Origin of the sequence: Marinobacter sp. AC-23, assembly GCF_001858325.1 — a bacterium.
Taxonomy (GTDB): domain Bacteria; phylum Pseudomonadota; class Gammaproteobacteria; order Pseudomonadales; family Oleiphilaceae; genus Marinobacter.
The window spans coordinates 148,587-173,956 of record NZ_MBPP01000078.1 but is presented as its reverse complement, the minus strand read 5'-3'; the positions used below and the strand labels follow the sequence as shown (position 1 = coordinate 173,956).

General features: G+C 53.7%; 13 protein-coding genes and 5 pseudogenes. 6 read left to right on the top strand and 12 right to left on the bottom strand.

Features of this window, described 5'->3' with window-relative positions:
- Positions 1-102 precede the first annotated feature (102 nt).
- From BCA33_RS18850 to BCA33_RS18805, 10 genes and pseudogenes are all read right to left on the bottom strand, one after another.
- Positions 103-1,521, bottom strand: coding sequence for a glutamate synthase subunit beta (locus BCA33_RS18850; RefSeq protein WP_071268241.1), 1,419 nt, complete (start codon positions 1,519-1,521; stop codon positions 103-105).
- Between the two features lie 89 nt (positions 1,522-1,610).
- A pseudogene (gene gltB, locus BCA33_RS18845) lies at positions 1,611-6,058 on the bottom strand (glutamate synthase large subunit).
- A gap of 212 nt (positions 6,059-6,270) precedes the next feature.
- A complete protein-coding gene (locus tag BCA33_RS18840) occupies positions 6,271-7,683 on the bottom strand; it encodes an AAA family ATPase (protein WP_071268239.1) in 1,413 nt (470 codons plus the stop codon).
- A gap of 30 nt (positions 7,684-7,713) precedes the next feature.
- The gene (gene aroB, locus BCA33_RS18835) at positions 7,714-8,811 is read right to left on the bottom strand and encodes a 3-dehydroquinate synthase (protein ID WP_071268237.1); all 1,098 of its coding nucleotides are present in this window, start codon (positions 8,809-8,811) and stop codon (positions 7,714-7,716) included.
- Entirely contained in the window at positions 8,804-9,370 is a 567-nt protein-coding gene (gene aroK, locus BCA33_RS18830; protein ID WP_071268235.1) for a shikimate kinase AroK, read from the bottom strand. The genes aroB and aroK overlap by 8 nt, the downstream gene beginning before the upstream one ends.
- A gap of 140 nt (positions 9,371-9,510) precedes the next feature.
- Positions 9,511-11,574, bottom strand: coding sequence for a type IV pilus secretin PilQ family protein (gene pilQ / locus BCA33_RS18825; RefSeq protein WP_139173058.1), 2,064 nt, complete (start codon positions 11,572-11,574; stop codon positions 9,511-9,513).
- Positions 11,575-11,639: 65 nt separating this feature from the next.
- Positions 11,640-12,188: a pilus assembly protein PilP gene (locus BCA33_RS18820; RefSeq protein WP_071268233.1), complete on the bottom strand. Its 549-nt coding sequence runs from the start codon at positions 12,186-12,188 to the stop codon at positions 11,640-11,642.
- A gap of 2 nt (positions 12,189-12,190) precedes the next feature.
- Entirely contained in the window at positions 12,191-12,802 is a 612-nt protein-coding gene (locus tag BCA33_RS18815; protein WP_071268231.1) for a type 4a pilus biogenesis protein PilO, read from the bottom strand.
- Positions 12,802-13,364 (bottom strand): annotated as a pseudogene (locus BCA33_RS18810) (PilN domain-containing protein). Before BCA33_RS18810 ends, BCA33_RS18815 begins: the two are co-directional and overlap by 1 nt.
- On the bottom strand, positions 13,364-14,428 hold the full coding sequence (locus BCA33_RS18805) for a pilus assembly protein PilM (RefSeq protein WP_071268229.1): 1,065 nt from the start codon (positions 14,426-14,428) through the stop codon (positions 13,364-13,366). The pseudogene BCA33_RS18810 and the gene BCA33_RS18805 overlap by 1 nt, the downstream one beginning before the upstream one ends.
- Before the next feature lie 195 nt (positions 14,429-14,623).
- Here BCA33_RS18805 and BCA33_RS18800 point away from each other — a divergent pair.
- Positions 14,624-17,135: pseudogene (locus BCA33_RS18800) on the top strand (penicillin-binding protein 1A).
- Between the two features lie 75 nt (positions 17,136-17,210).
- On the opposite strand, the gene BCA33_RS18795 reads toward BCA33_RS18800, so the two are convergent.
- Complete coding sequence (locus tag BCA33_RS18795; protein ID WP_071268227.1) at positions 17,211-18,476, bottom strand: malic enzyme-like NAD(P)-binding protein; 1,266 nt, start codon at positions 18,474-18,476, stop codon at positions 17,211-17,213.
- Between the two features lie 229 nt (positions 18,477-18,705).
- Entirely contained in the window at positions 18,706-18,930 is a 225-nt protein-coding gene (gene rpmE / locus BCA33_RS18790) for a 50S ribosomal protein L31 (RefSeq protein WP_071268225.1), read from the bottom strand.
- A 264-nt stretch (positions 18,931-19,194) separates the two neighbouring features.
- Here rpmE and BCA33_RS18785 point away from each other — a divergent pair, with 264 nt between their 5' ends.
- The 5 genes and pseudogenes from BCA33_RS18785 (at position 19,195) to argS (ending at position 25,328) form a co-directional block, all read left to right on the top strand.
- Positions 19,195-21,369 carry a primosomal protein N' gene (locus BCA33_RS18785; protein ID WP_071268223.1) on the top strand — a complete coding sequence of 725 codons (2,175 nt, stop codon included), beginning with the start codon at positions 19,195-19,197 and terminating at the stop codon, positions 21,367-21,369.
- A gap of 197 nt (positions 21,370-21,566) precedes the next feature.
- Positions 21,567-22,679, top strand: a complete 1,113-nt coding sequence (locus BCA33_RS22430) for an Ig-like domain-containing protein (RefSeq protein WP_254774620.1) — start codon at positions 21,567-21,569, stop codon at positions 22,677-22,679.
- Positions 22,643-22,738 (top strand): annotated as a pseudogene (locus tag BCA33_RS22970) (hypothetical protein); the annotation flags it as partial. The gene BCA33_RS22430 and the pseudogene BCA33_RS22970, both read left to right, overlap by 37 nt.
- Before the next feature lie 219 nt (positions 22,739-22,957).
- Positions 22,958-23,395 (top strand): hypothetical protein, encoded by a 438-nt coding sequence (locus tag BCA33_RS22425; RefSeq protein WP_254774619.1) that lies wholly within the window; start codon positions 22,958-22,960, stop codon positions 23,393-23,395.
- Positions 23,396-23,644: 249 nt separating this feature from the next.
- Positions 23,645-25,328 (top strand): annotated as a pseudogene (gene argS / locus BCA33_RS22965) (arginine--tRNA ligase).
- Positions 25,329-25,370: the final 42 nt, after the last annotated feature.

Here is a 25,370-nt window from a genome sequence, read left to right as displayed (position 1 = left end):
ATGGTCTTAATGGAACGGGAGCAATGATACCCCGTTTGCCATAATAAAAAAGGCCGGCTTACCCTTAGCAAGCCGGCCTGATGAACCAGAGCAACGCAACTATCAGATATCCAGATAATCCATGATGCCCTCAGCCGCCTGACGGCCTTCCCAGATCGCCGTAACAACAAGATCCGAGCCGCGCACCATATCGCCGCCAGCAAAGATCTTCGGATTGCTCGTTTGGAAACCGTATTCTGCATTTTCCGGGGCGGTTACCCGGCCAGAATCGTCAGTATTGATTGCAAGCTCGTCAAACCAGTCCGCCGGGCTCGGGCGGAAGCCAAAGGCGACCAAGACAGCATCTGCAGGGATGACCTCTTCACTACCGGGAACTACTTCCGGGCGGCGACGGCCATTTTCATCCGGCTCACCCAGTTGCGTCGACACTACTTTTACGCCTTCAACCTGATCTTCACCAACGATAGCAATAGGCTGACGATTAAACAGGAAGGTCACACCCTCTTCCTTTGCATTCGACACCTCACGGCGTGAACCAGGCATGTTGGCTTCATCGCGACGATAAGCGCATGCCACACTCTCGGCCTGCTGACGAATGGAGGTGCGGTTGCAGTCCATGGCAGTGTCACCACCGCCTAGCACTACAACGCGCTTGCCTTTCATATCAATGAAATCCGCTGCGTCTTTTTCAAAACCCAGGCGCCGGTTTACATTGGACACCAGGAACGGCAATGCATCGTGCACCCCAGGCAAGTCTTCACCCGGAAAGCCACCCTTCATGTACGTATAAGTACCCATGCCCATAAACACCGCGTCGTACTCATCGAGGATGTCCTGCAACTGAACGTCTTTACCCACTTCGGTGGACAGGCGGAACTCCATACCCATTTCTTCAAACACCTGGCGCCGCCGGGTCATCACGGACTTTTCCAGCTTGAACTCGGGAATACCAAAGGTCAGCAAACCGCCGATCTCCGGGTAGATATCAAATACCACCGGCTTTACGCCATTGCGAACCAGCACATCCGCGCAGCCCAGACCCGCAGGCCCGGCGCCGATCACCGCCACTTTCTTGTCGGTCCATTTAACCGCAGACATGTCTGGCTTCCAGCCCAAGGCGAAGGCGGTATCGGTGATGTACTTCTCCACCGAGCCAATAGTAACGGCACCAAATCCGTCATTAAGAGTGCAGGCGCCCTCGCACAAGCGATCTTGCGGACAAACGCGGCCGCACACCTCAGGTAGCGAGTTGGTTTGGTGACACAAATCAACGGCCTTCATGATATTGCCCTCGGCAACCAACTTCAGCCAGTTAGGAATGTAGTTGTGCACCGGGCACTTCCATTCACAATAAGGGTTACCGCACTCCAGGCACCGATGGGACTGAGACGATGCGTTATCGGCGGTATACGGGCGATAGATCTCGCCAAACTCTTTTTTGCGCTTCTTCGCGGGGACTTTCTTTGGGTCTACCCGCCCCACTTCCACAAATTGAAAATCGTTACCAAGTCGTTCTTTCATGTTGACGTTCTCATCAGCTCAATATCGACAAGGGCTGCTCGTACCGGCAACCCTGCACCCTCGCAAGTAATCAGAGTTAACGCACCGAGTTATTCGGGGCGCGCACGGGTACTTGCCAATAGGCTGCCCAAACTTGCAGCTTTGGGTTTCACCAGCCAGAAGCGGCCAATGTAGTCGTCGAAATCTTCAAGGATATGCGCAGCCCAGGCACTGCCGGTTTCCGAGATATGCTCTCGAATCACACTGCGCAGATGGTTACGGTACGCCTCCATTTCTTCCCGGGAAACACGTTGAATTTCCACCAGCTCATGGTTGTATTTATCAACAAAGGTATTGTCCATATCCAGCACATAGGCAAACCCGCCGGTCATGCCCGCACCAAAGTTGGCGCCAGTAGAGCCCAGCACGGTCACCAAACCGCCGGTCATGTACTCACAGCAGTGATCGCCTGCGCCTTCAACAACCGAGTGGGCGCCAGAGTTGCGAACCGCGAAGCGCTCGCCAGCTGTACCTGCTGCAAACAGTTTGCCGCCAGTGGCCCCGTACAAACAGGTGTTGCCGATAATCGCTGTATTCTGGGACTCGAAAGCGCTACCTCGGGGTGGCTTGACCACCAGCTTGCCGCCAGTCATGCCCTTGCCAACATAATCATTGGCGTCACCCTCAAGAATCAGGTTAAGCCACCGACGTTCCACACCCCAAAACTCTGGCCGGCAGTGCCCACAAGATCCAGCGTGATCGGCGCATCGACCATACCCTGATTGCCGTGCCTCGCGGCAATCTCACCGGAAAGGCGGGCACCAATTGAGCGATCACAGTTGGTCACCCGGTAATTCCAGGCCCCTCCGGTTTTGCCCTCGATCGCAGGTGTGGTTGCCGTGAGCATGCGCTCCGCCAGCAAGCCCTGATCGAACGGCAGGTTGCGTTCAATTTGGCAGGTTTGAGGCTTGTCAGCCGGAATGTGATCGTTGGAAATCAGCCGCGTTAGATCCAATTTTTTCTGGCGCTCGGTATCACCGGGCAATCGCACAAGAAGATCAACACGCCCGACAAGCTCTTCCAGGGTACGAACCCCCAGCTTAGCCATCCACTCGCGGGTTTCTTCCGCTACAAAACGGAAGAAGTTCATGGCCATTTCCACGGTGCCTTTGAAGTGTTCTTTGCGTAGGTGCTCGTTCTGCGTTGCGACGCCGGTTGCACAGTTATTCAGGTGGCAAATGCGCAGATATTTACACCCAATCGCCACCATAGGTGTGGTGCCAAAGCCAAAACTCTCGGCTCCAAGAATGGCCGCTTTCACTACATCCAGGCCAGTTTTGATACCCCCATCCGTTTGCAGACGAATTTTTCCACGCAAATCATTAGCGCGCAGCGCCTGCTGGGTTTCGGCTAGCCCGAGCTCCCAAGGCGAGCCTGCGTAGCGAATAGACGCCAGCGGGCTTGCTGCGGTGCCGCCATCGTAGCCAGAGATTGTAATCAGATCGGCATAAGCCTTTGCGACACCCGCTGCAATCGTGCCAACACCCGGCTCCGAGACAAGCTTTACCGAGACCAGCGCCTGCGGGTTGACTTGCTTCAGATCAAAGATCAGCTGCGCAAGATCTTCGATCGAGTAGATATCGTGATGCGGCGGCGGAGAAATCAAGGTTACGCCAGGCACCGAGTAACGCAGGCGCGCGATCAGCTCATTAACCTTGCCACCGGGAAGCTGTCCACCCTCGCCCGGCTTGGCGCCCTGGGCAACCTTGATTTGCATGACATCGGCACTGCGCAGGTACTCTGCGGTTACGCCAAAGCGGCCGGAGGCTACCTGTTTGATCTTGGATCGCTTTACGGTGCCATGGCGAGCCGGGTCTTCACCGCCCTCACCTGAATTGGAGCGGCCACCCAGGGTGTTCATCGCCACCGCCAGCGCTTCATGCGCTTCGGGTGACAGAGCACCAAGGGACATGGCTGCGGAATCAAATCGTGTAAAGATTTGCTCCACCGGCTCAACCTCAGAAACTCCGATGGCTTTTATACCCTCGCGGAAACCGAACAGATCCCGCAGCGTGGCAACCGGGCGCTCATTGACCAGTGCTGCGTATTCCTTGTAGTGACCATAATCGCCTGAGGTAACTGCATCCTGCAACTTGCCAACGACATCAGGATTAAACGCATGGTACTCCTGGCCATGAATATATTTCAGCAAGCCACCCGGTGAAACCGGCTTGCGCGGCTTCCAGGCATTAAATGCCAGCTGCTCCTGATCCTGCTGAAAATCAATAAACCCTGCACCCTGAATACGACAAGGCACACCTTTGAAGCACAGGTTAGCAACATCATCCGCAAGGCCAATCGCTTCAAAAAGCTGCGCGCCACGGTACGAAGCGATGGTGGAAATGCCCATCTTGGACAAAATTTTCAGCAGTCCCTTATTGATGCCTTTGCGGTAGTTGTTCTTCGCTTGGATGGGATCCATCAGCACTTCGCCGGTACGAATCAGATCATTCAGCACCTGGTAGGCCAAATACGGGTAGACGGCGGTGGCACCGAAACCGAACAACACCGCAAAATGGTGAGGATCCCGGGCCCAGCCTGTTTCCACGATGATATTGGAATCACACCGTAAACGCTTTTCCGACAACCGGTGATGAACGGCTCCGGTTGCCATCAGAGAGCTCACCGGCAACTCGCCTTGCTTAAGGTCTTTATCCGAGAGAATCAGGAGTACTTTTCCACTAAGTACCGCTTGCTCAGCCTCATCACAAATGCGGTCAATTGCCTGCTCCAACCCCAATTCAGGAAGGTAACTCATAGAAATCTGAGCAACCGAAAAGCCCGGCCGGTCGTTGTTAGCAATCCGAAGAAATTTGGCCGGTGACAATACGGGGGTAGTAAGGATGATCCTGTCAGCGTGCTCGGCAGTTTCCTCGAATACGTTACGTTCGGCGCCAAGACAGGTTTCCAGGGACATCACGACCGCTTCCCGCAAAGGATCAATCGCCGGGTTAGTCACTTGGGCAAACTTCTGGCGGAAATAATCCGCAACGTGGCGAACCTTGCTGGACAACACCGCCATGGGCGTGTCGTCTCCCATGGAGCCAACAGCCTCTTGGGCATTTTCTGCCAGTGGACGCAAAATCTGATCACGCTCTTCGTAAGACACCAGAAACATCTTCTGGTGCACCAGCAACTCATCCGCATCCATCAACCGGAATTCTGGCGTATCCTGGTTCAGGGTTGTTTCTACTCGCAGTGCGTTTTCACGCAACCAACGTTTGTAAGGCTGTGCTGTCTTTAGTCGCTGATCGATATCCGAGGTATGCAAGACCTCACCGGTTTCGGTATCGATAGCAAGCATTTGGCCAGGCCCTACGCGGCCTTTTGCCACCACGTTCTCTGGCTGATAGCTGTATGTGCCAATTTCCGACGCCAAGGTAATGAAATCATCGTCGGTAACTACCCACCGCGCCGGTCTCAGGCCGTTGCGATCCAGCATACACACGGCGTAACGGCCATCCGACATAACCAGCCCTGCGGGGCCATCCCAGGGCTCCATATGCATGGAGTTGTATTCGTAGAAGGCTCGTAAGTCAGAATCCATCGTGTCGACATTCTGCCAAGCCGGTGGAATCATCATCCGCGCAGCACGGAACAGATCCACACCGCCCGCCAGTAGGATTTCCAGCATGTTATCCATGCTGGAAGAGTCGGAGCCAGCCAAGTTGACGAGAGGCTGCAGAGTTTGCAAATCGGGCAGGCTTGGGGAGCTGAATTTGGCAGCCCGCGCAATGGCCCAATTACGGTTGCCGTCGATGGTGTTGATTTCGCCGTTATGGGCCAGATAGCGAAACGGCTGCGCCAAAGGCCAGCGTGGCATGGTGTTAGTGGAGAAACGCTGGTGGAACACGCAAATGGCGGTGGCGAAATCAGGATCGCCCAGATCTTTATAGAAATTCGCCAGATCCGCCGGCATCATCAAGCCTTTGTAGGCGAGCGTGCGATGGGAAAGACTGCATATATAGAACTCAGGATCGTCAGCCATATCACGCTCGGCATGGCGGCGCCCGACAAACAGGCTGATGGCAAACTCCTGTTCCGATTTGGTAGCCGGCGTAACGAATACCTGCTCTATCCGAGGCATGCACTCCAAAGCCATCGGGCCCAAGCAGCTGTCATCAACCGGCACTTCACGCCAGCCCATAACGTCAAGGCCCTGCTCAACCAGTCGCTTTTCAAGCGCAGCGCGCCCACTGGCAGCTTTGCCCGGCTCTGGGCTCAGAAAAACCTGGCCCACGGCAAACAACCCGTCGAGCTCTTCATCAAACGCTGATTTGGCCGCTTTTCTAAGAAACGCCACGGGGCTTTGAATAAGCAGGCCGCAGCCATCACCGGTTTTTCCGTCAGCCGCAATCCCGCCCCGGTGAGTCATGCATGTCAGCGACTCGATGGCAGTCTGCAATAATGCGTGACTGGCGTTGCCTTTCATATGGGCAATCAAACCAAACCCGCAGTTATCCTTGAATTCATCTGGGTGATACAAGCCTGAGACCATAAGTGCCCTTTTGCATATAAATGCTGTTCAATCAGAGACTTCTGCACCAAAACGGCGCACAAAAATCGACCGACGTTAAAAAAATGGGCAGATGATTCTACACACGTAGAATTACTTACTCAAATAGCTTTGACAATATTTATTTGGAGAGGTTTCGTCGCCTCAGGCCTTTCCCGAGACGAAACAGGGAGTTACTGCCTATTTACTGTAGTTCACAGACCTTCAGTTGTACGCACCCAAGGCGTGCGCGAAATTAGTGCATCAGGGAGTCGAGACGCCGCCTTTTGGGCATCTTCCTTAGATGAATAGTTTCCATAGAGCACCATGAACCAGGCTTCGCTCTTACGCTCGCCCAACGTATAGACCATTTCATCAAGCGAGGGGTAGCGGGAAATAACGTTGAGAGCCGTTTGCTCCAGGTTTCCCGCTACCAGCTGAATCGTCCAGCCCTCGCTGCGGCTGCGCAACTGCTCAATGTCCACGTATTTGTTTGCGTTTTCAGGCACGAATCCAGGCTCAGGCTCAGGCTCAGGCTCAGGCTCAGGCTCAGGCTCAGGCTCAGGCTCAGGCTCAGGCTCAGGCTCAGGCTCAGAAACAGAATCCAACGGCACGGTTTCCTCTGTCAATGGCGAAGGCGATTCGACTGGCACGTCACCTTCGAGCGTTTCGGGGCCAATGGTAATACTCTTTCGCACCTGCTCAGGTTCTGGAACCGCTTCGATCTCCACAGCCACTGTTTCATCATACTGCTGGGATACGAACCACCAAGAGCCAGCCAAAAGCAAGAGTGCCAGCGCAGGCAAGCGAAGCGCCCTGAAGTCGATACGACGAGCAGGTTTTTGCTTTAAAGAATTGGAGACAATATCTAACCAGATGCCGGGTGTAACTCTTTGCAACCGCGAAAAGCTGCCTTGACTAAGGTCGTATATTCTCGCAAGTCTGGCAGAGCTCAGGAGCTCATTCACTTTTCCGCCCGCTTTATGTACTCGCGGTTCCAGGTACAAGAACACCTCGCCCTTGGTAAGCGGTCGCAGATGAATTTGGTGTATAGATACCGACGAATCCTCAAGGCCTAGCAGCGTGACAAGACGATCCTCCCCGGCAAACACCGGAACCGCTGCTTTGGCGCGATCCGCAGCCAGAAAGCCACCCAGGATCAGCCGGAGAAGCTCAGGGGGCGCGCGATCGGCATCATCAATGAGCAACACCATGCGCTGCCCCTTAACAACTCGCCCTTCAGACCAACGAAAAAAGCGATAGACAGCTTCGCGCGAATTATCATCCGCGTTGGCCCCGGAGCGCGCAACCTGTTTAAGATCTCGTGCTAATGCACTCGAACTTGTCATAGCCGCGGCAGGCAGGCGATGAAAGCCTAACCGTGATGATTCGCTGCGCACCAACTCAGCCAGCAACCGGCTCTTACCAGAGCCCGGAGCGCCTGTGAGCAGCAAAGCCATATCACCAAACCCACAAAGATGGCGAAGAGCCTCCAAGGCGTGATGGCGCATGCCATCCGGAAAGAAAGGTGTCTCCATTTCCAATGGATTCTCTCTTAGACCGTATCGCTGCTGTAGCCTGGGAAACAACCCTCCACCATCCAGGCTGTTGAAGCTGTCGTCAGTCACTAAAAACCTCTGCCGTTCAATGTTACAACCTCACTTTTCCTGCTGGCAGAATGCCTTTAACGTTGCGGCTAGGTTTTCCGAAGTAGCCTCCGATGTAACCACCGCGTCGCCTACGGAACGGAGCAATACAAGCCTCAACCGGCCGTCGATGTTTTTCTTGTCAACGGCCATCAAGCTCATGAAATCCGCAGGCGTCATTTGAGACGGGGGCCGCGCAGGCAGGCCTGCCCTATCCACAATGTCTACGATGCGACGGTAATCAGCCGAGCTTATCAAGCCTTCCCGGGCCGACAAGTCGGCAGCCATGATCATACCCATACCCACTGCTTCTCCATGCAACCAGTTGCCGTAGCCGGCGAAGGTCTCAATGGCGTGACCAAAGGTATGACCAAGATTCAGAGTAGCCCGGAGCCCGTTCTCACGCTCATCCAAGGCCACAACGTCCGCCTTGCAGGCGCATGAGCGCAATATGGCTTCTGCCAGAGCCTTGCTGTCGCCGGCCACCAAAAGCTCGATGGTCTCTTCCAACCAGCCAAGAAAGGCTGTATCCCTAATCAGGCCGTACTTTATTACCTCAGCAAGCCCTGCAGATACCTCTCTCGGTGGCAGGGTCTTAAGCGTATCCGTATCAATCAATACCGCTTCTGGCTGATGGAAAGCCCCAACCATGTTTTTCCCAAGCGGGTGGTTAATGCCAGTTTTACCACCCACAGACGAATCAACCTGAGATAACAACGTGGTTGGGATCTGTATGAATGGAACACCGCGCTGGTAAGACGCTGCCGCAAACCCCGTCATGTCACCCACAACACCGCCGCCCAGAGCCACCAGTGTGGTTTTTCGAGTGTGTTGCTTCTCTAGCAAGGCATCAAAAATCAGGTTCAGCGTCTGCCAGTCTTTATGTTTTTCGCCATCAGGCAGCAACACGGCATCCACCGTTTTGCCGGGAAAACTGGCTTTGGCTTTCTCCAGATACAAGGGGCCAACCAGATCATTAGTTACAATCATTACCTGGGAGCCGTACACGTAACCGGAAAGGTCGTACGCCCCTAGCATGCCTTCGCCGATCATGATGGGGTAACTGCGTTCTCCCAGATCAACCGGCAGTTCATGAAGCAGTTTATACATGGTTACGGCCCTCCTTTCGCACTTGTCTTTGTTGTCGCGGCGTTTTCGGATTCATTCGATTAACAAGCTGGCGAACAACAAGCCGGGGGCTCTTGCGATCTGTAAACATAATAATATCGGCAAGCTCCGTGTATAGCGGATCCCTGAGCGCAAACAGCCGGCGCAAAACGCCTTCGGGGTCGTCGTTCTGCAGCAAGGGGCGATTGCGATCTTTACGCGTGCGCTCTACTTGCTGTTCTATCGACGTGCGTAGGTAAATAACGACCGAATCTTTTTTCAGAAGCGGGTGGTTTTCGGTTCGCATGACCGCGCCGCCGCCGGTGGCCAGAACGGTCTCGGGCTCCGCAGACAGCTCGTCCAGCATCGCTGTCTCACGCTGCCGAAACCCAGCCTCGCCCTCAACATCGAATATCCAGGGAATATTTGCTCCACAACGCTCTTCAATGATCCGATCAGAATCAAGGAAGCGGTACGCCAGCTCACGGGCAAGCATCCGGCCAATGGTACTTTTACCGGCGCCCATAGGGCCAACCAAGACAACGCGTTTGGGCAAAGACATAACTTCCGCTCAATAATGTTCAGGCGGGTGAGAATATCACAGGGCTACAGATTGCATAAGCTTCAGCGTGAGTATCACGGGACATGCAGACACAAAAAAGCCGCCGGTTTATCGCGGCGGCTTTTCTTCCTGAAACCCTATTACTGAATCAGGTCGTTCTTGATGATCTTCGGTGTAATGAAGATCAGCAGCTCACTTCGCTCGTTAATTTTCTCAGTGCGCTTAAACAAACGCCCAAGGTAAGGAATATCTCCAAGGAACGGTGTCTTTGTGGTTTGGGTGGCGACTTCTGACTGGAAAATACCGCCCAGAACCACCGTTTCACCGTTACCAACCAATACCTGCGTCGTCACCTCATTGGTGTTGATGGAAGGAATACCCCCCGTTACTTCGCCACGGGAATCCTGATTAACCATCAAATCCATAATGATCTTGTCGTCCGGTGTGATCTGCGGCGTCACTTCCAAAGACAACACGGCTTCTTTAAATGACACAGAGGTAGCGCCACTGGACGAGGCTTCCTGGTATGGAATTTCTTCGCCCGACTTGATGGAGGCTGTCTGGCGATCCGCGGTTACCACTCGCGGCTGAGATACGACCTCTGCCTGGCCGTCAGTTTCAAGCGCTGACAACTCCAGATCTACCAGGAAGTTGTCGCTGCCCCAGCCTACTGCGAATGAAGAAGCGCCTTCGCCGGTTACACCAAGGTCAACAGCCAGCGCGCCCGGGAACGTAATGCCACCCGTACCGCCACCTGCGGCATCACGCGCTTCTCCCGAAGCACTTTGAGAACCGCCCACCGAAAACACGTTATCCCCGCTCACATCGTAGCCTGCACCACCCCAGCGCACACCAAGGTTTTCCGCCACGTTAGTTTGCGCGCGCACAATGCGGGCCTCAATAGATACCTGACGAACCGGAACGTCCCAAGTAGCCACAAGGCGACGAATCTCCTCTAGTTTCCCGGTGCTTTCACGAACGCTGATGGTATTCGTGCGAACGTCGGAGGACACAAAGCCACGATCGGAGATCAGCTCTTTGTCTTCCTTAATCAGCGCAACAATATCAGCCGCTTTGGCGTAGTTAACCTGAACAATGTCCAGCCGAACCGGTGCAAGTTCTGCAATTTGCTTGGTGGTTTCAAGCTCAAGCTTCTCACGAGCGGCTATCTCATCGGCCGGCGCAACCAGCAACACGTTACCGATTTGGCGTTTGTCCAGCCCCTTGGTTTTTAGAATAAGATCAAGCGCCTGATCCCAGGGTACATTCTGCAAGCGCAGAGTAATGCTGCCGCCTACTGTGTCACTGGCCACCAGATTCAGCCCGGTAAAGTCAGCGATAAGCTGCAGCACAGAGCGCACTTCAATATCCTGAAAGTTCAAGGAAAGCTTTTCGCCAGAGTACGGGAATTTCTCCTCACGGCGTGACTCTGCTTCTTCTTCAGTAAGCTTTTCAACACTCACTGTGAACTGGTTTCCCGACTGATAAGCAATGTAGTCGTAGTTGCCTTCCGGACGAATCTCAACCACTGCATTACCGCCTTCAACAAAGGTGTCAATGCGGCTTACAGGTGTTGCAAAGTCAGTGACATCCAAGCGGCGGCGCAGATCAGCCGGCACGGAAATGCCATCCATGGTAAGTCGAATTTTGCCACCCAGCTCAGATAGGTCAACAGGTGTTCTAGGGCTGCCCAGATCTACGATAACCCGGCCTTCGCCGTTTTTACCCCGGCGAAAATCAACGCCAGCCAGTGTGTCAGGCGCAGAGGTCGACTGCGTGGCCGCGGCTGCCCCCGTTGAACTGGCCTCAACCGGAGCGGCACCGGAATCACTGCCAATGGTCATCACAAGAGAGTCGTTATTTCGAACGGTCTCGTAAGGCACAAGCTCAATCAGATTAAAAATCAGGCGAGTGCGATCCTTTGTCTCTACCACGGTCATGCTCTGGGCATTACCGGATCCCAAAGGGATACTTCGGCTGTTGAGGCCGCTGACGGTGTCGTTCAAATCCACCGCAATGCGTGCTGGACGCTCGATGGTATAACCCGATGGCTCGGGTGGCTGACCATCAAATTTAAGTGTCACTTCCAAGCGCTCTCCTGGTAGCGACGAAAACGACACGTCTTCCAACGTGACCGCATTGGCCAGGCCGGATAACAACCCAAAAGCAATTACGCTGACGTATACATTGAGTTTTCTGAACATCGCTAGCCTCGACCCCGAACTTTTTTGTATATGCATTTTTCTTTCATTCTTCATCTAGCCGCTCCTTAGCCTGCGTCTTCGTCTAGGGTCAGAGAGCGAGGACGCTCTACCCAACCACCCCGGCCATTGGGAACGATTTCGATAAGCTCAATACGGGTTTCACTCACACCAATAATACGGCCATAGCTCTGCCCCATGAAATTCCCGGAACGAACCCGGTGTATGCCGCCGGTGTTATCCCGGATCAGCGCAAACAAATTTCCTGAAAGACCCTGGAGCGTGCCCACCATATCGAGCCCCTTAAGATCAAAGTTCTCAAGCACCTCCTTTGGCCGATCCAGATTAGGTTCAACATCACTTATTGGCTTTTCATCGATCATCGTCAGCTGAACATCGATTGGCGCCTCGAACGGTGCCCTTCGGTCTGCAGCCGAATAACTGAAGGCCTCGTAAGCGCTGAACTCAGGTAACGGTTCGACATGCCCTCGAGGCTTTGCTCGAGTGTCTGCCATGAACTTGTCAAGGTCAGAAAAACCACTGCCCTGGGAACAGGCTGTCAGGAGTGACACCAGACAAACACCCAGCCAGGCCTTTCCCGCATGCTTTGCTGCCATGCTCATTCTCCAGCCCGGTAGCGGTATGTTCGGGCAACAACCTGCATATCAAGTTGCTCGCCGTCTCCGCCAGTTGGTTTAATGGTTAAATCGTGCAGAGTCACGATTCGTGGAAGGCTTGCGACACTGCTTACAAACGATGCCAGCTCGTGATAAGAGCCTGAAACACGGATATTGATCGGCAGTTCGGAATAGAAGTCACGCTTTTGCTCAGACTGAAGCTTTACTTCTTGAAGAGCCAAACCGTTACCCAGAGCCGTATTGGTAATATCTTCCAGTAGGCCTGGGACTTCGGTTTCACTTGGCAACTGTCGCACAAGCGCACCGAACGTTTCTTCCATCTCTACCATCTGCGCCTTGAAAACCTCGATATTCGCTACCCGGTAGGCCTTTTCCTCATATTTTTTGCGCAAATCCTGCTCGGTCTTTTCAACCCGGTCGAGCTGTACGTACTGATCCTTGATAAAGAACCAGTAACCGCCACCCATGATCAGACCAAAAATGATCAGCACGACAATAGCCTTGATAGGTGCCGGCCAAATGCCAGCGTTGTTTACATCAAGGTCATTGATATCAAATTCATTGAGGCTTTTTAGTGAGTCCGCGAGGCTCATTACTTATCCTCCCCTTCGGGCTCTGGTGTTTTTTGATTAACGGTCATGGTGAATTGACTGTACCCCGCTCGCCGGCTATCCGCCGATGATACATTTGAGAGATTCGGCTGGTGAACCAGTCGGATTCATCAAACTGCCGCATGAGTGTTGATACTCGGCTATTCGATTCTGCCATGCCAACAATGCTCACTCGGTCACCCGTTCTCTTCAGGTCTGTGTAGAAAAGGCCGTCGGGCAACGTGCGCACCAGTTCGTCAAACACACGAACAATCACAGGGCGCTTACCCTGCAAATCCTGGATAACCTTCATGCGAGCCAGCAGTTCATCACGCTTGCGCTTGAGGCTTTCAATCTCACGAATCTGCTCATCCAGTTTTTTGGTGGCCGATTCAATGTAGGCATTTCGGGACTGCTGATACGCAACACCGCTGTCCAGATCCGAACTCCACAGAAATGTGAGGCCACCGGCAATGATGGCGGCCCCTAAAATCATCACAACAAACTGCTTCTGCTTCTCTGCTCTAAGCTCTTCGCGCCAAGGCCTGAGGTTAATTGTTGCCATTAGTCGAAGCTCCTCATTGCCAGGCCACAGGCAATCATCAGCGAGGGAGCGTCGTTGCTCAGCGCCGATGCGTTAACCCTAGAACCGACCGACATTTCCGCAAAGGGGTTCGCGACCAGTGTCGGCGTTCCTGTTTTCTCTTCCACCATTTCTGTCAGCCCCTGAATCGAAGCAGTACCACCTGCGAGCACTACGTAGTCCACCGCATTGTACTGACTGGCTCCGAAAAAGAACTGGAGCGCACGCGCAACTTGCTGAACCACAGCCTCCCGGAACGGTGTAAGTACTTCGGAATCGTAATCGTCAGGCAGCCCACCTTGTTTCTTGGCAAGACCTGCTTCTTCAACAGACAAACCGTAGCGACGCTGGATCTCTTCGGTGAGCTGCTTGCCGCCAAAGATTTGCTCTCGGGTGTAGACCGTTTTGCCTTCAGCCAAAACACTCAACGTGGTCATCGTTGCGCCGACATCAACGACTGCCACCACAAGATCTTCGCCCTGAGAGTCAAGCTGAGACTCAATCAACGCGTAAGCACGCTCAAGCGCGTAGGCTTCTACGTCCACAATTTTAGTGTTGAGAGAGGCAATCTCGAGTGCGTCCTCACGGATGTCCACGTTTTCTTTGCGACACGCGGCCAAGAGCACGTCAACCTGATCCGGATTTGTTTCCGAAGGCCCTTGCACCTCAAAATCGATTGCCACTTCATCAAGGGGATATGGAATATACTGATCTGCCTCCAAGGCGATCTGGTCTTCCATTTCAAATTCGTTGAGGCCGCCATCCATTTGGATAAGCTTGGTAATGACTGCAGAACCGGATACCGCCACCGCCACATGTTTTATGCTGGTGCGGGACTTGGAAGCCACCCGCTTGAGGACCTCTCCAACGGCTTCTACATCCGTGATGTTTTTCTCGACAACAGCGTTAGCCGGTAACGGCTCAACGGCGTAGCTCTCGACCTTATAGCGGTCGCCCTGCTTCGACAGCTCGAGGAGCTTGACGGAGCTTGAGCTTATATCTAAGCCCAATACTGCACTGGATTTCTTTCCGAACAATCCGAACACGCGCTCACCCTATACCTGGTTAGATGCACCCGGCTATATGACTTATGTGTTTTTTATTTAAGAGAATTTCTTCATTATTCCGTCTACAATGTTTGCTCTCATTCAATTGAGAACAATTGCTGCGGTGAAGCGACTCATCCTTCCTAAAGCAATTTCTCAAATGATAGACCTATATCCAACAGTTGTCAGAAAAAAATGTCCCATTTGTTGCGTACATCTCGCCTTTTTGCATGGTTATTTCTCACTGGTCTGAGTGTCGCCGTTATCGTAGGCTCAGGCTTCTATCTTTACCTTCGTCCCGGCCTTCCACCTGTCGAACAGCTTCTGGAGATAAAACTCCAGACGCCATTGCGGGTATATAGCAAAGACAACAGATTAATAGCAAAATTCGGTGAAAAGAGAAGGGCACCGATCACAATCGAACAGATCCCAACAATTCAGTTACAAGCCTTTATGGCGGCCGAAGACTCGCGATTTTACGAGCATCACGGGGTCGACATTAAAGGACTGGTGCGGGCTGCAATCGAACTGATCTCTACTGGCTCGATCCAATCTGGTGGCAGTACCATCACAATGCAGGTTGCAAAAAATTACTTTTTGTCACGTGATCGCACCTTTATTCGCAAGTTCAACGAGATACTTCTGGCTATTCAGATAGAGCGTGAACTTGATAAAAACCGGATTTTCGAACTGTATTTGAACAAGATCTACCTTGGCAACCGAGCCTATGGCATTGCTGCGGCAGCCCGCGTTTATTACAACAAACCAGTAAACGAACTCTCCCTTGCGCAAATGGCCATGCTGGCAGGCCTGCCCAAAGCTCCGTCTGCTTACAACCCACTTGCCGACCCCCAACGCGCACTGGTTCGCAGAGACTGGATTCTTGGCCGGATGAAGGAGCTTGGCTTTATCAGCGTCGACGCCTACGAGCTCGCCATCCAAGCCCCGATCACAGCAACTTATAACGCCACTGAAGCGGAAGTAGATGCCGACTACGTGGCAGAGATGGCGCGCGCCGAAATGGTCAGGCGCTTTGGCGATGAAGCTTACACCGACGGCTACACCGTTACCCTGACGGTAGATAGCAAAGAACAACAGTCGGCAACAGACTCACTCAGAAGCGGACTTGAAGCCTACGACCGAAGGCACGGATTCCGCGGGCCTATTGGCCAGATTGACACTGAAACCCTCTCCGGTGACGACCTATCCAGCACCATGCTGAACTACCCAAGAATTGAGTCTTTAATGCCCGCTGTTATAACGGCAGTTGATGATGACAAGGGCGAGGCTCGCGCCCACGTACGCCGCTTTGGTCCGGCGGTAATGCCGTTTGAAACCATGCAATGGGCCCAACGCTATAAAACAGAAAACCTGACCGGCCCCAAGCCAAAAAAACCCTCTGACGTGGTGAGTGTGGGTGACGTTGTTTACGTTCGAGTAGATGATTTAGCGAAAGCACCGACATTGCCGGCAGACGAGGAGCGCTCGAATGTTGCCGCCTCCGGCATTGCCGAGCCAGTCCGGGTGTCCCTCATGCAGACCCCGAAAGCTGAGGCGCACTGATCTCTCTTAAGGCAAAAACCGGGGCCATTGAAGCTCTCGCCGGCGGCTATAGCTTCGGCCAAAGCAAGTACAATCGCGCCATGCAGGCCAAGCGGCAACCGGGCTCTACCTTCAAGCCGTTCCTGTATTTGACCGCTCTTGAGAGCGGCATGACGCCCGCAACCATCTTCAATGACGCACCGATTGTATTTGACGACTCGGAACTCGAAACCGCTTGGCGCCCCCAGAACTCCTCCGGGCAGTTTTACGGCCCTACCACGCTTCGCAAAGCGCTTTACCGCTCACGGAACCTGGTGTCGATTCGACTTTTGCGAGATCTCGGAATTCCCCGGACGCTGGACTACCTGAGACAACTCAAGGTTCCCGCTGAGAACATGCCCAAAGACCTATCTCTCTCCTTGGGCAGCGGCCAGCTCTCACCCATGGAGCTGGCTCGAGGGCTCGCCGTTATTGCAAACGGAGGCTACGATGTAGAGCCTTTCCTGATTCAGAACATCACAGACGTTAACGGTGAGACAGTGTATGAGGCGCCCAAAGTCGTTCTGTGCGACACGAACTGCGACACTAATGAAGCACCCTCCTCACACCCAGATGAAGAGAGCGACAACGCGCCAGCATTGACCAAAGAGTCCGCCCCTAAAACACGAGTTATGCGGCGGCTTGCAGATGAGCGCTCAGTTTACATCCTGCACTCAATGCTCAGAGACGTGGTTAAACGCGGAACCGGGCGACGAGCACTAGCCTTGGGCGTGACGACATTGCCGGAAAAACAGGCACCACCAACGAGCAGCGGGACACCTGGTTTGCAGGGTTCAACCACAACCTTGCTACCACCGTATGGGTGGGCTTTGATCAGCCTGCGCCACTGGGCCGCAGGGAGTTTGGCGCAAGCACGGCTTTGCCTATCTGGCTCGATTACATGAAGGTAGCATTGGAAGGAGAATCCTCCGCTTTCATGCCCAGACCGAACGGCATCGTCAACATTCGCATCAACCCAGAGACGGGCAAGCGCGCAAGACCTGGCGAAGACGGTACGTTCGAAATATTCAAAGAAGAAGACGCACCAGCACCTCTGGCAGCAGATGATGAAGGGTCTGGCGGCACAGGCGGAAATGGGGACGACCTATCACGTCAGATCTTCTGATACTTCCAGACAAACACCCATAAAAAAACCGGCGGGATCACCGCCGGTTTTTTTATAACTTCAGAACGCCATCGATCAGATGATGTCATCCATGCTCTTCAACGGATAATGTGCCGGGTAACCTTTACTGGCCACACCCGAATCCACAGCAGCACGGGCCACGGCAGCCGGAACAACCTCCAGCAGGCGAACATCCATGGGCTTGGGAATGATGTACTCCTTACCAAACTCAAAGCTGTCAGCACCGTAGGCTTCACAGATTTCCTGCGGAACCGGCTCTTTCGCCAATTCGCGAATGGCATTTACCGCCGCCACTTTCATCTCTTCGTTGATGCAGGTCGCACGAACGTCGAGCGCACCACGAAAGATAAACGGGAAACCAAGAACGTTGTTTACCTGGTTCGGGTAATCTGAACGGCCGGTAGCCATAATCAGGTCGTCGCGAACCGAGTGAGCCACCGCTGGATCGATCTCCGGATCCGGGTTCGAGCACGCAAACACAACCGGGTTTGGCGCCATCTTTTTGAGCTGGTCAGCGCTCAACAGATCCGGCCCAGAAAGCCCGAGGAAAACATCCGCCCCCTCCATTGCTTCATCCAGGGTACGCTTATCAGTCTCGTTGGCGAACATCGCCTTGTACTGATTGAGGTCGTCGCGACCTGAGTGGATCACACCCTTGCGGTCGAGCATATAGATGTTCTCAGGGCTGATACCGCAGCTGATCAACAACTTCATGCAAGCGATTGCAGCAGCACCGGCACCCAGGCAAACCACCCTCGCTTCTTCAATTTTCTTGCCCTGCAGCTCAAGGGCGTTAATCATGCCCGCCGCAGTAACAATCGCCGTACCGTGCTGGTCATCATGGAAGACGGGCACGTTGCACTTTTCGATAAGCGCGCGTTCAATTTCGAAACACTCCGGCGCCTTGATGTCTTCAAGGTTGATACCACCGAAGGTGTCAGCGATACGCTCAACGGTTTCAATGAACGCCTGTGGGCTTTCGGAATTGACTTCGATATCGAACACGTCAATTCCAGCAAAGCGCTTGAACAGTACGCCTTTGCCTTCCATTACCGGCTTGCTTGCAAGCGGGCCAAGATTACCCAGGCCTAGAATCGCAGTGCCGTCGGAGATAACCGCTACAAGATTGCCTTTGGCAGTGTACTTATATGCGTTCTCCGGGTCCTTCGCGATCTCGCGGACCGGTTCGGCAACGCCGGGGCTGTATGCCAAAGCAAGGTCGCGGGCGGTCGCTGTCGGCTTGGTGATTTCTACACTGATCTTCCCAGGCCGCGGCTTGGCGTGATATTCAAGGGCTGCTTCTTTCAGATCTTGAGACATTGCCACTGTTCCGTTTGTCACGTTAAAAGGTAATAAGCCTTCAGAAGGCGAGGGCCTACCTAAAGGAGCGCGACATTATGGCGCGCCCGCCCCAAAACGACAAGGGCCACCCGAACAAATTATGATCAGTCAATACGGCGAATTGCGTACAATCAAGAATTAAGCGACTAGTTTTGGCCACGCACAAAAAAAGCGCCCGAGGGCGCTTTTTTTGACTCTGCGACAAGAATCAGTCTTTCTTGGCACCAGCGATACGACCACCAAAACGCTTCTGGAAGCGATCGATACGACCACCTGTGTCCATAACTTTCTGCTTACCCGTGTAGAATGGGTGGCACTGTGAGCACACATCAAGCTGCAGATCGTTACCATAAGTGGAACGGGTCTTCATCACGCTACCGCAAGAGCAAGTTGCAGTGATCTCGTTGTACTTTGGGTGAATACCTTCTTTCATGGGGAACCTCTGTGGGTAATGCCGCTACCTGATCACGGGGCGTTGATTAAAGCCTGGTGCCAGGCACCGCATGTTTGAATCAATGGAGTAGACGGGGCACAATCATGCCCTGCCGTAAACAGACCGCGAATCTTACTTGCAATTATGCTGGCAGGCAAGCCTTACAAGTGCACGAACCCGGCCTTGGCTCTGCAGCGAAGCTGGGCCGTGGCGGCACAGAGATAAGCAGATACCGCAACGCCCCAAACCACAAGGAAGCACCCAGTGCCATCCACTGCCCGCATTGCACTGAACCGGCCGCTCAGAAGGCTGTTTGACTATATTGTGCCGGCCGGCCTTGCCCTAAGGCCGGGTCAGCGTGTAAAGATCCCATTTGGGCGTCAGCAAGCCATTGGCCTGGTGGTGGAAACTGACATCACTCCACCCGAAGGTATTACACTCAAGCCCATCCACAGCGCGCTAGAAGAATGGCCTGCCCTACCCAAAGAAACCTTTCGCCTCCTGAGCTGGGCCAGCGATTACTATCAACACCCGCTGGGCGAGTGCCTATTCACCGCCCTGCCCCCAGCACTAAGGCGGGGCCGGCCAGCTATCGAGAAAAGCGAAGACTGGTGGCAGGCCTGCGGCAGCAGTGCGGCACTGCCAGCAAACGCCCACAAACAAAAGCACTTACTGGACTGGATAGCGCGCCACAAGTCAGGCGTCAAAAGTGGCGACATCACTAAGGCCGGGTTCACTCGCGCGCAGCTGAAAACGTTAAGCAACAAAGAATTGATCCAGGCCGCAACACCTCCAGAGCAGAACTCTCAAGATCAAAAGCACAAAGAAACCGTCGCAGCCCCCGAACTGTCGGCTGCGCAACAAGAAGCCGCCTCCCAACTCCCAACCCCCGAGGACGGTTTCAGCGCCTCCCTTCTATATGGCATCACCGGCAGTGGCAAAACAGAAATTTACCTGCACTATTTAAAAAAGAACCTCTCCGCGAAAGATCAAGCATTAGTGCTGGTTCCGGAAATAAACCTCACACCGCAAACAGTTGCCAGATTTCAGCGCTACTTTGGCGAGCGCATCCTGGTTTGGCACTCGGCACTGAACGACAGCGAACGCTTGAATGCGTGGCTGAAAATCCGCAACGGCGAGCCAGTTATCCTCATTGGCACTCGCTCTGCGGTGCTGCTCCCATTTACCGGCTTGAAAGCACTGATCGTCGACGAAGAGCACGACAGTTCATTCAAACAGGGCGAGGGTTTTCGCTACTCAGGCCGTGACGTAGCCGTTTATCGCGCTCACCTGAACCGTTGCCCAGTTATTCTGGGCTCGGCCACGCCGTCTCTTGAGTCCTACCACAACGCCCTTACCGGCAAATACCGGCTCATCCGACTGGAAGAACGGGCCGGCAATGCCCTCCCCCCATCTATCAGCTTACTGGACATACGCAGCCGGCCGCTTGAAGGGGGGCTCTCTCGCCCGGTTATGCAGGCGCTCCAGCAAACCCTGGATAGCGGTAACCAAGCCCTGGTGTTCGTAAATCGCCGTGGCTTTGCGCCAGTGATGATGTGTTTTGATTGCGGCCACATGGTTGAATGCCCGCGCTGCGACACTCGCCTTACCTACCACCGCCGTGACCGAGCCATGCGCTGCCACCACTGCGATTACCAGACCGCCGCAACTGAAACCTGCCCGAAGTGCAAAAGCGAAGCCTTCAAACCGGTTGGCCAGGGCACTGAACAAACAGAAGACATTCTCGCTGCGAACTTCCCGGACACGCCCATCGTTCGTGTCGACCGGGATAGCACCCAACGCAAAGGCAGCATTCAAAATATCCTGAAACAGGTAAACAGTGGCGAACCATGCATTCTTGTTGGCACCCAGATGCTGGCCAAAGGCCACGACTTCCCGGATGTAACGTTGGTGATTGTTATCAATGCCGACGGAGGGCTTTTTAGTGTCGACTTCAGAGCCCCGGAACAACTGCTCCAAACTCTGCTTCAAGTAAGCGGGCGAGCGGGGCGTGGTACGAAAGTCGGAAAGGTAGTCGTTCAAACCTGTCACAGCGACCACCCGCTCCTCAGAACACTATGCAATGGCCGCTATCTGGACATGGCCGACCAGCTTCTTGAGGAGCGCGAAGCCGGCCAGTTTCCTCCGTACCGCGCTATGGCGATCTTCCGGGCCGAAGCGGACACCATGGAGCAAAGCCTGCAAATACTGGATCGCATCAAACCACTCACCCACGCACCTAGCATCGAAACCTGGGGGCCACTACCTGCGCTAATTGCGCGCAGGGCAGACAGGCACCGGGCGCAGCTGGTACTGAACACAGGCAACCGCTCAAGACTCAACAAACTGCTGACCGGCATTTGCCAGACACTCGAACAAGAAAAAGCCCCAAAGGGCGCCAAATGGATGATAGATGTGGACCCGCAAGAAACCGGTTAAGCCACTAAAATTAAACGGGCTACGCTGCGTTACAAACAATTGCAGAAATGAATACTAATCAGCATTTCATGGTCAAAACCTATGCTATGCTTTCCGAAAATTAATAATCTAAACCTGTAAATGTGCCTTAGCTTGCAGCGATCGCGCGGTAAATACGCATTTAGGGGCTTGTGCTGTAACGGAAACTGGAGATAAAAATGTCAGGGAAATTTTTTGCTCGTGCGTCGGCATTGTCGCTGGCCTTCATGCTTGCCGCCTGTGGTGGTGATGACGACTCGACACCTCTGGCCGGCAACGGCAACAATAATGGCAGTGGCGGTGGCACCGAGGAGCCTACGAACCCAAGCGTCAACATCGGCTCAATACAACTCCTTGCCAGTACTCCGGCGATGGGCTCCTCAGGCCAGGACAAAGCCATAATCACGGCATTGGTGCGCGATCAAAATGGTATTCTCACGCCTGACGTGGGTGTAAACTTTGAAGCCTCCAACAATGGATCTCTGATTGTCACAGCGCCAACCACCTCAAAGTCGGGGCAAGCCAGCGCAGAACTATCAACTCAGGGCGATGCACGAAACCGTACTATCTCAGTCACCGCGTCTGCTAACTCAATCTCGGGATCCGTAAATGTTGATGTAACGGGCACGACAATGAACCTGACGGGCCCCTCAGCTATAAGCAACGGTGCTTCTGCAAATTTTGAAGCCCGCTTGCTTGACTCCGCCGGACAAGGAATTAGCAATACTGTCGTCAGCATATCAAGCCAAAACAACACTGTGTCGACCACATCCGTATCAACAGACTCCGCGGGGCGAGTACAGTTCTTGCTCGACGCTCAGGCGGGAGGCTTGGACACATTGTCTGTCGCTGCTTACGAAGGCGAGTCCCGGATTTCAGCGCAGCTTGATGTGAACATCTCAGCAGATAATTTTGTTTTTGATGGCACTGATGCTATCGAGTTAGAGGTTGGAAGCTCAAAAGAAATCTCTGTCCGCTGGAATCAGAACGGCTCTCCAGTGGTCGGTCAATCCGTTCGCTTTGTTTCAACAAGAGGAACGCTGTCTGCCAACGATGTTCTTACCAATGCGCAAGGTATTGCCACGGCTAGCATCAGCTCTAACGATGTCGGAATAGCCGAAATCACTGCCAGCGCCGAAAGCTCTGAGGGCAGCCAGATTGAAGCAACCAAGTCCATAGAGTTCGTCTCCTCATCCCCCCAAACGATAACTATGCGGGCATCAAAAACTCAAGTTTCCACGAACGGCGAAGCAGCATTATCACTACCGTCAAAGATGCGAATGGTAACTTAGTCAAAAATGCAGCTGTCGAATTCTCGCTTATAGATTCAACTGGCGGAACCCTACTTCCTGGAAGCGTAAAAACGGACAGCCAAGGCCGCGCTATCTCCACTTACAAGTCAACTAGCAGTATCAGTGAAAAGGATGGCGTACAGGTAACTGCAACCATTACCCGGAAAGACGGTACATCCGAATCCAAATCGCTCTTTCTCACTGTTGCAGGCAGGGCATTAACACTAATTTTAGGCACAGGAAACACAATATCTGCGCCTTCTGAAACGACTTATGACATGCCCTGGAGTGTTCTGGTCACCGATGCTAATGGAAACGCCAGCGCCAACCAGTCTGTCCAGCTAAGCATTCTTCCTCTGGAATTTACTAAAGGCTCTTATGTTTGGGCTGAAAAAAAGTGGGAAATCGACCCAACCGAGACATGTCAAACGAACCATGCTGATGCCAATAACGGAACAGAAATTGCCAATCCAGCATCAGCACCTAACTCAGTCGTTACGGATGCTGTCGGCTCAATCGAGTTCAATATCAGATATCCCAAAGGGGAGTGCTCGTGGGTAAAAGTTCGCCTGACTGCAACGTCTAATGTTGAAGGTTTCTCAAGCTCTAACACCAGAGAATTTACTCTACCTTGCCTCGCAGATGATCTCAGTGACGAAGGCGTAAGCCCTCCTGGAGGCAATGGCAGCCCTTACAACGGAACAGCCTGCAACTAATAGGTTAGCGAACAAACCCCGGCCCTGCAGCACACCCAGGGCCGGCTCTTCACAAAACGCGACAGAAAGACCCAATGGAGCAGCTTTCGCTGCCAAATCTTTTAAAGCCGCATTAGCACATGCATTAGGCGGTTCATTACATACCTGTGACTTTGCTTACACTCCAGCTTTCCGCGATAATATTCTCCTTCTTTTTTAACGGGCCTTTTGCCCTGCATCCATCCTTCTGAATATCGAGTCATCTGACGCATGAAAGAGACCGTTTCCGACCTGCTCCAGTCCGCGCTGGCTGCCCTTCAATCTGAAGGCACGCTGCCTGCCGACCAAACCTTCACGCCGCAAGTAGGCAACACCAAGGATAAATCCCACGGTGATTATGCCTGCAACATTGCACTGGTTGCCGCCAAAACGGCGGGCTGTGCGCCTCGCAAGCTGGCTGAAAGGCTGATTGATAAGCTGCCTGAAAGCAGCGCCGTGGATAAGGTGGAAATTGCCGGGCCCGGTTTTATAAACTTCTTTATGAGCACCTCCAGTGCGTTTGAGATTGTTAATACGATTCTGGATGAGGCTGGGCAGTTCGGCCGAAACGGCAACGGCAAGGGTGAGAACGTTCAGGTGGAGTTTGTTTCTGCCAACCCGACCGGCCCGCTGCATGTGGGCCACGGCCGGGGCGCGGCCATTGGTGATTGCCTTTGCCGCCTGCTGGAGGCGAACGGCTATAACGTTACCCGGGAGTTTTATTACAACGACGCTGGCGCCCAGATTAACAACCTGGCGCTCTCGGTGCAGGCTCGCGTTAAAGGCTAACGCCGGAAGATGAAAACTGGCCAGAAGACGGTTACCGAGGCGATACATTGCCGATGTTGCCAAGGCCTACCTGGCTGGCGATACCGTAACCGCAGATGACCGCGAAGTGACCGCCAGCGCCGACCCGGAGAACCGCGCCGCCATTCAGGAATTTGCCGTGGCGTACCTGCGCCGGGAGCAGGACCTGGATCTGAAAGCCTTTGGCGTTCAGTTTGATGTGTATTTTCTGGAGTCGTCTCTTTACCAGAGCGGCAAGGTGGAGGCGGCCGTAGAACGCCTTCAGAGCAACGGCTACACATACGAAGACGGTGGCGCCCTGTGGCTGAAAACCACAGAATTCGGCGATGATAAAGATCGGGTGATGCGCAAGAAAGACGGGGGCTACACCTACTTCCTGCCAGACGTAGCCTACCACTTGGACAAATGGGAGCGCGGCTTTACCACGGTAATCAACGAGCAAGGTGCCGACCACCACTCCACCGTTACCAGGGTTCGTGCCGGGTTACAGGCGTTGAACGCGGGTATCCCCCAGGGTTGGCCAGATTACGTTCTGCACCAGATGGTTATGGTTACCCGCTCTGGCCAGGAAGTGAAAATCTCCAAACGGGCCGGCAGCTACGTAACCATTCGCGACCTGATCGACGAAGTAGGCCGGGATGCTACCCGCTTTTTCCTCGCGGCACGGCGAGTTGATTCCCAGTTGACCTTCGATATCGACCTGGCCCGCTCCCAGACCAATGAAAACCCGGTGTATTACGTTCAGTATGCTCATGCGCGCATTTGCAGTGTGTTGCGGAAGCTGTCTGCCGAAGGTGTTGAGCGCGGTCTCAATGAGTGCGTGGGCGATTTGTCCCTGCTTACTCTGGATGAAGAAAAAGAGCTGGCAAATCAATTGGCAAAATACCCGGAATTGATTGCCAACTCGGCAGCCCAGCGCGAACCGCACCATCTTACGCATTACTTGAGAGAGCTGGCTGGCCAGTTCCACACCTATTACAACGCCCACAAAGTGCTGATTGAAGACACAGCCGTACGTGATGCCCGTGTAAGCCTTTACCTTGCTGTGCGCCAGGTAATCGACAACGGGCTTGGCCTGTTGGGCGTCAGCGCACCAGAAGAGATGTAAGTAGCAACAATGGCCCATGACTACGCCCGTAAAAAAAGGTCG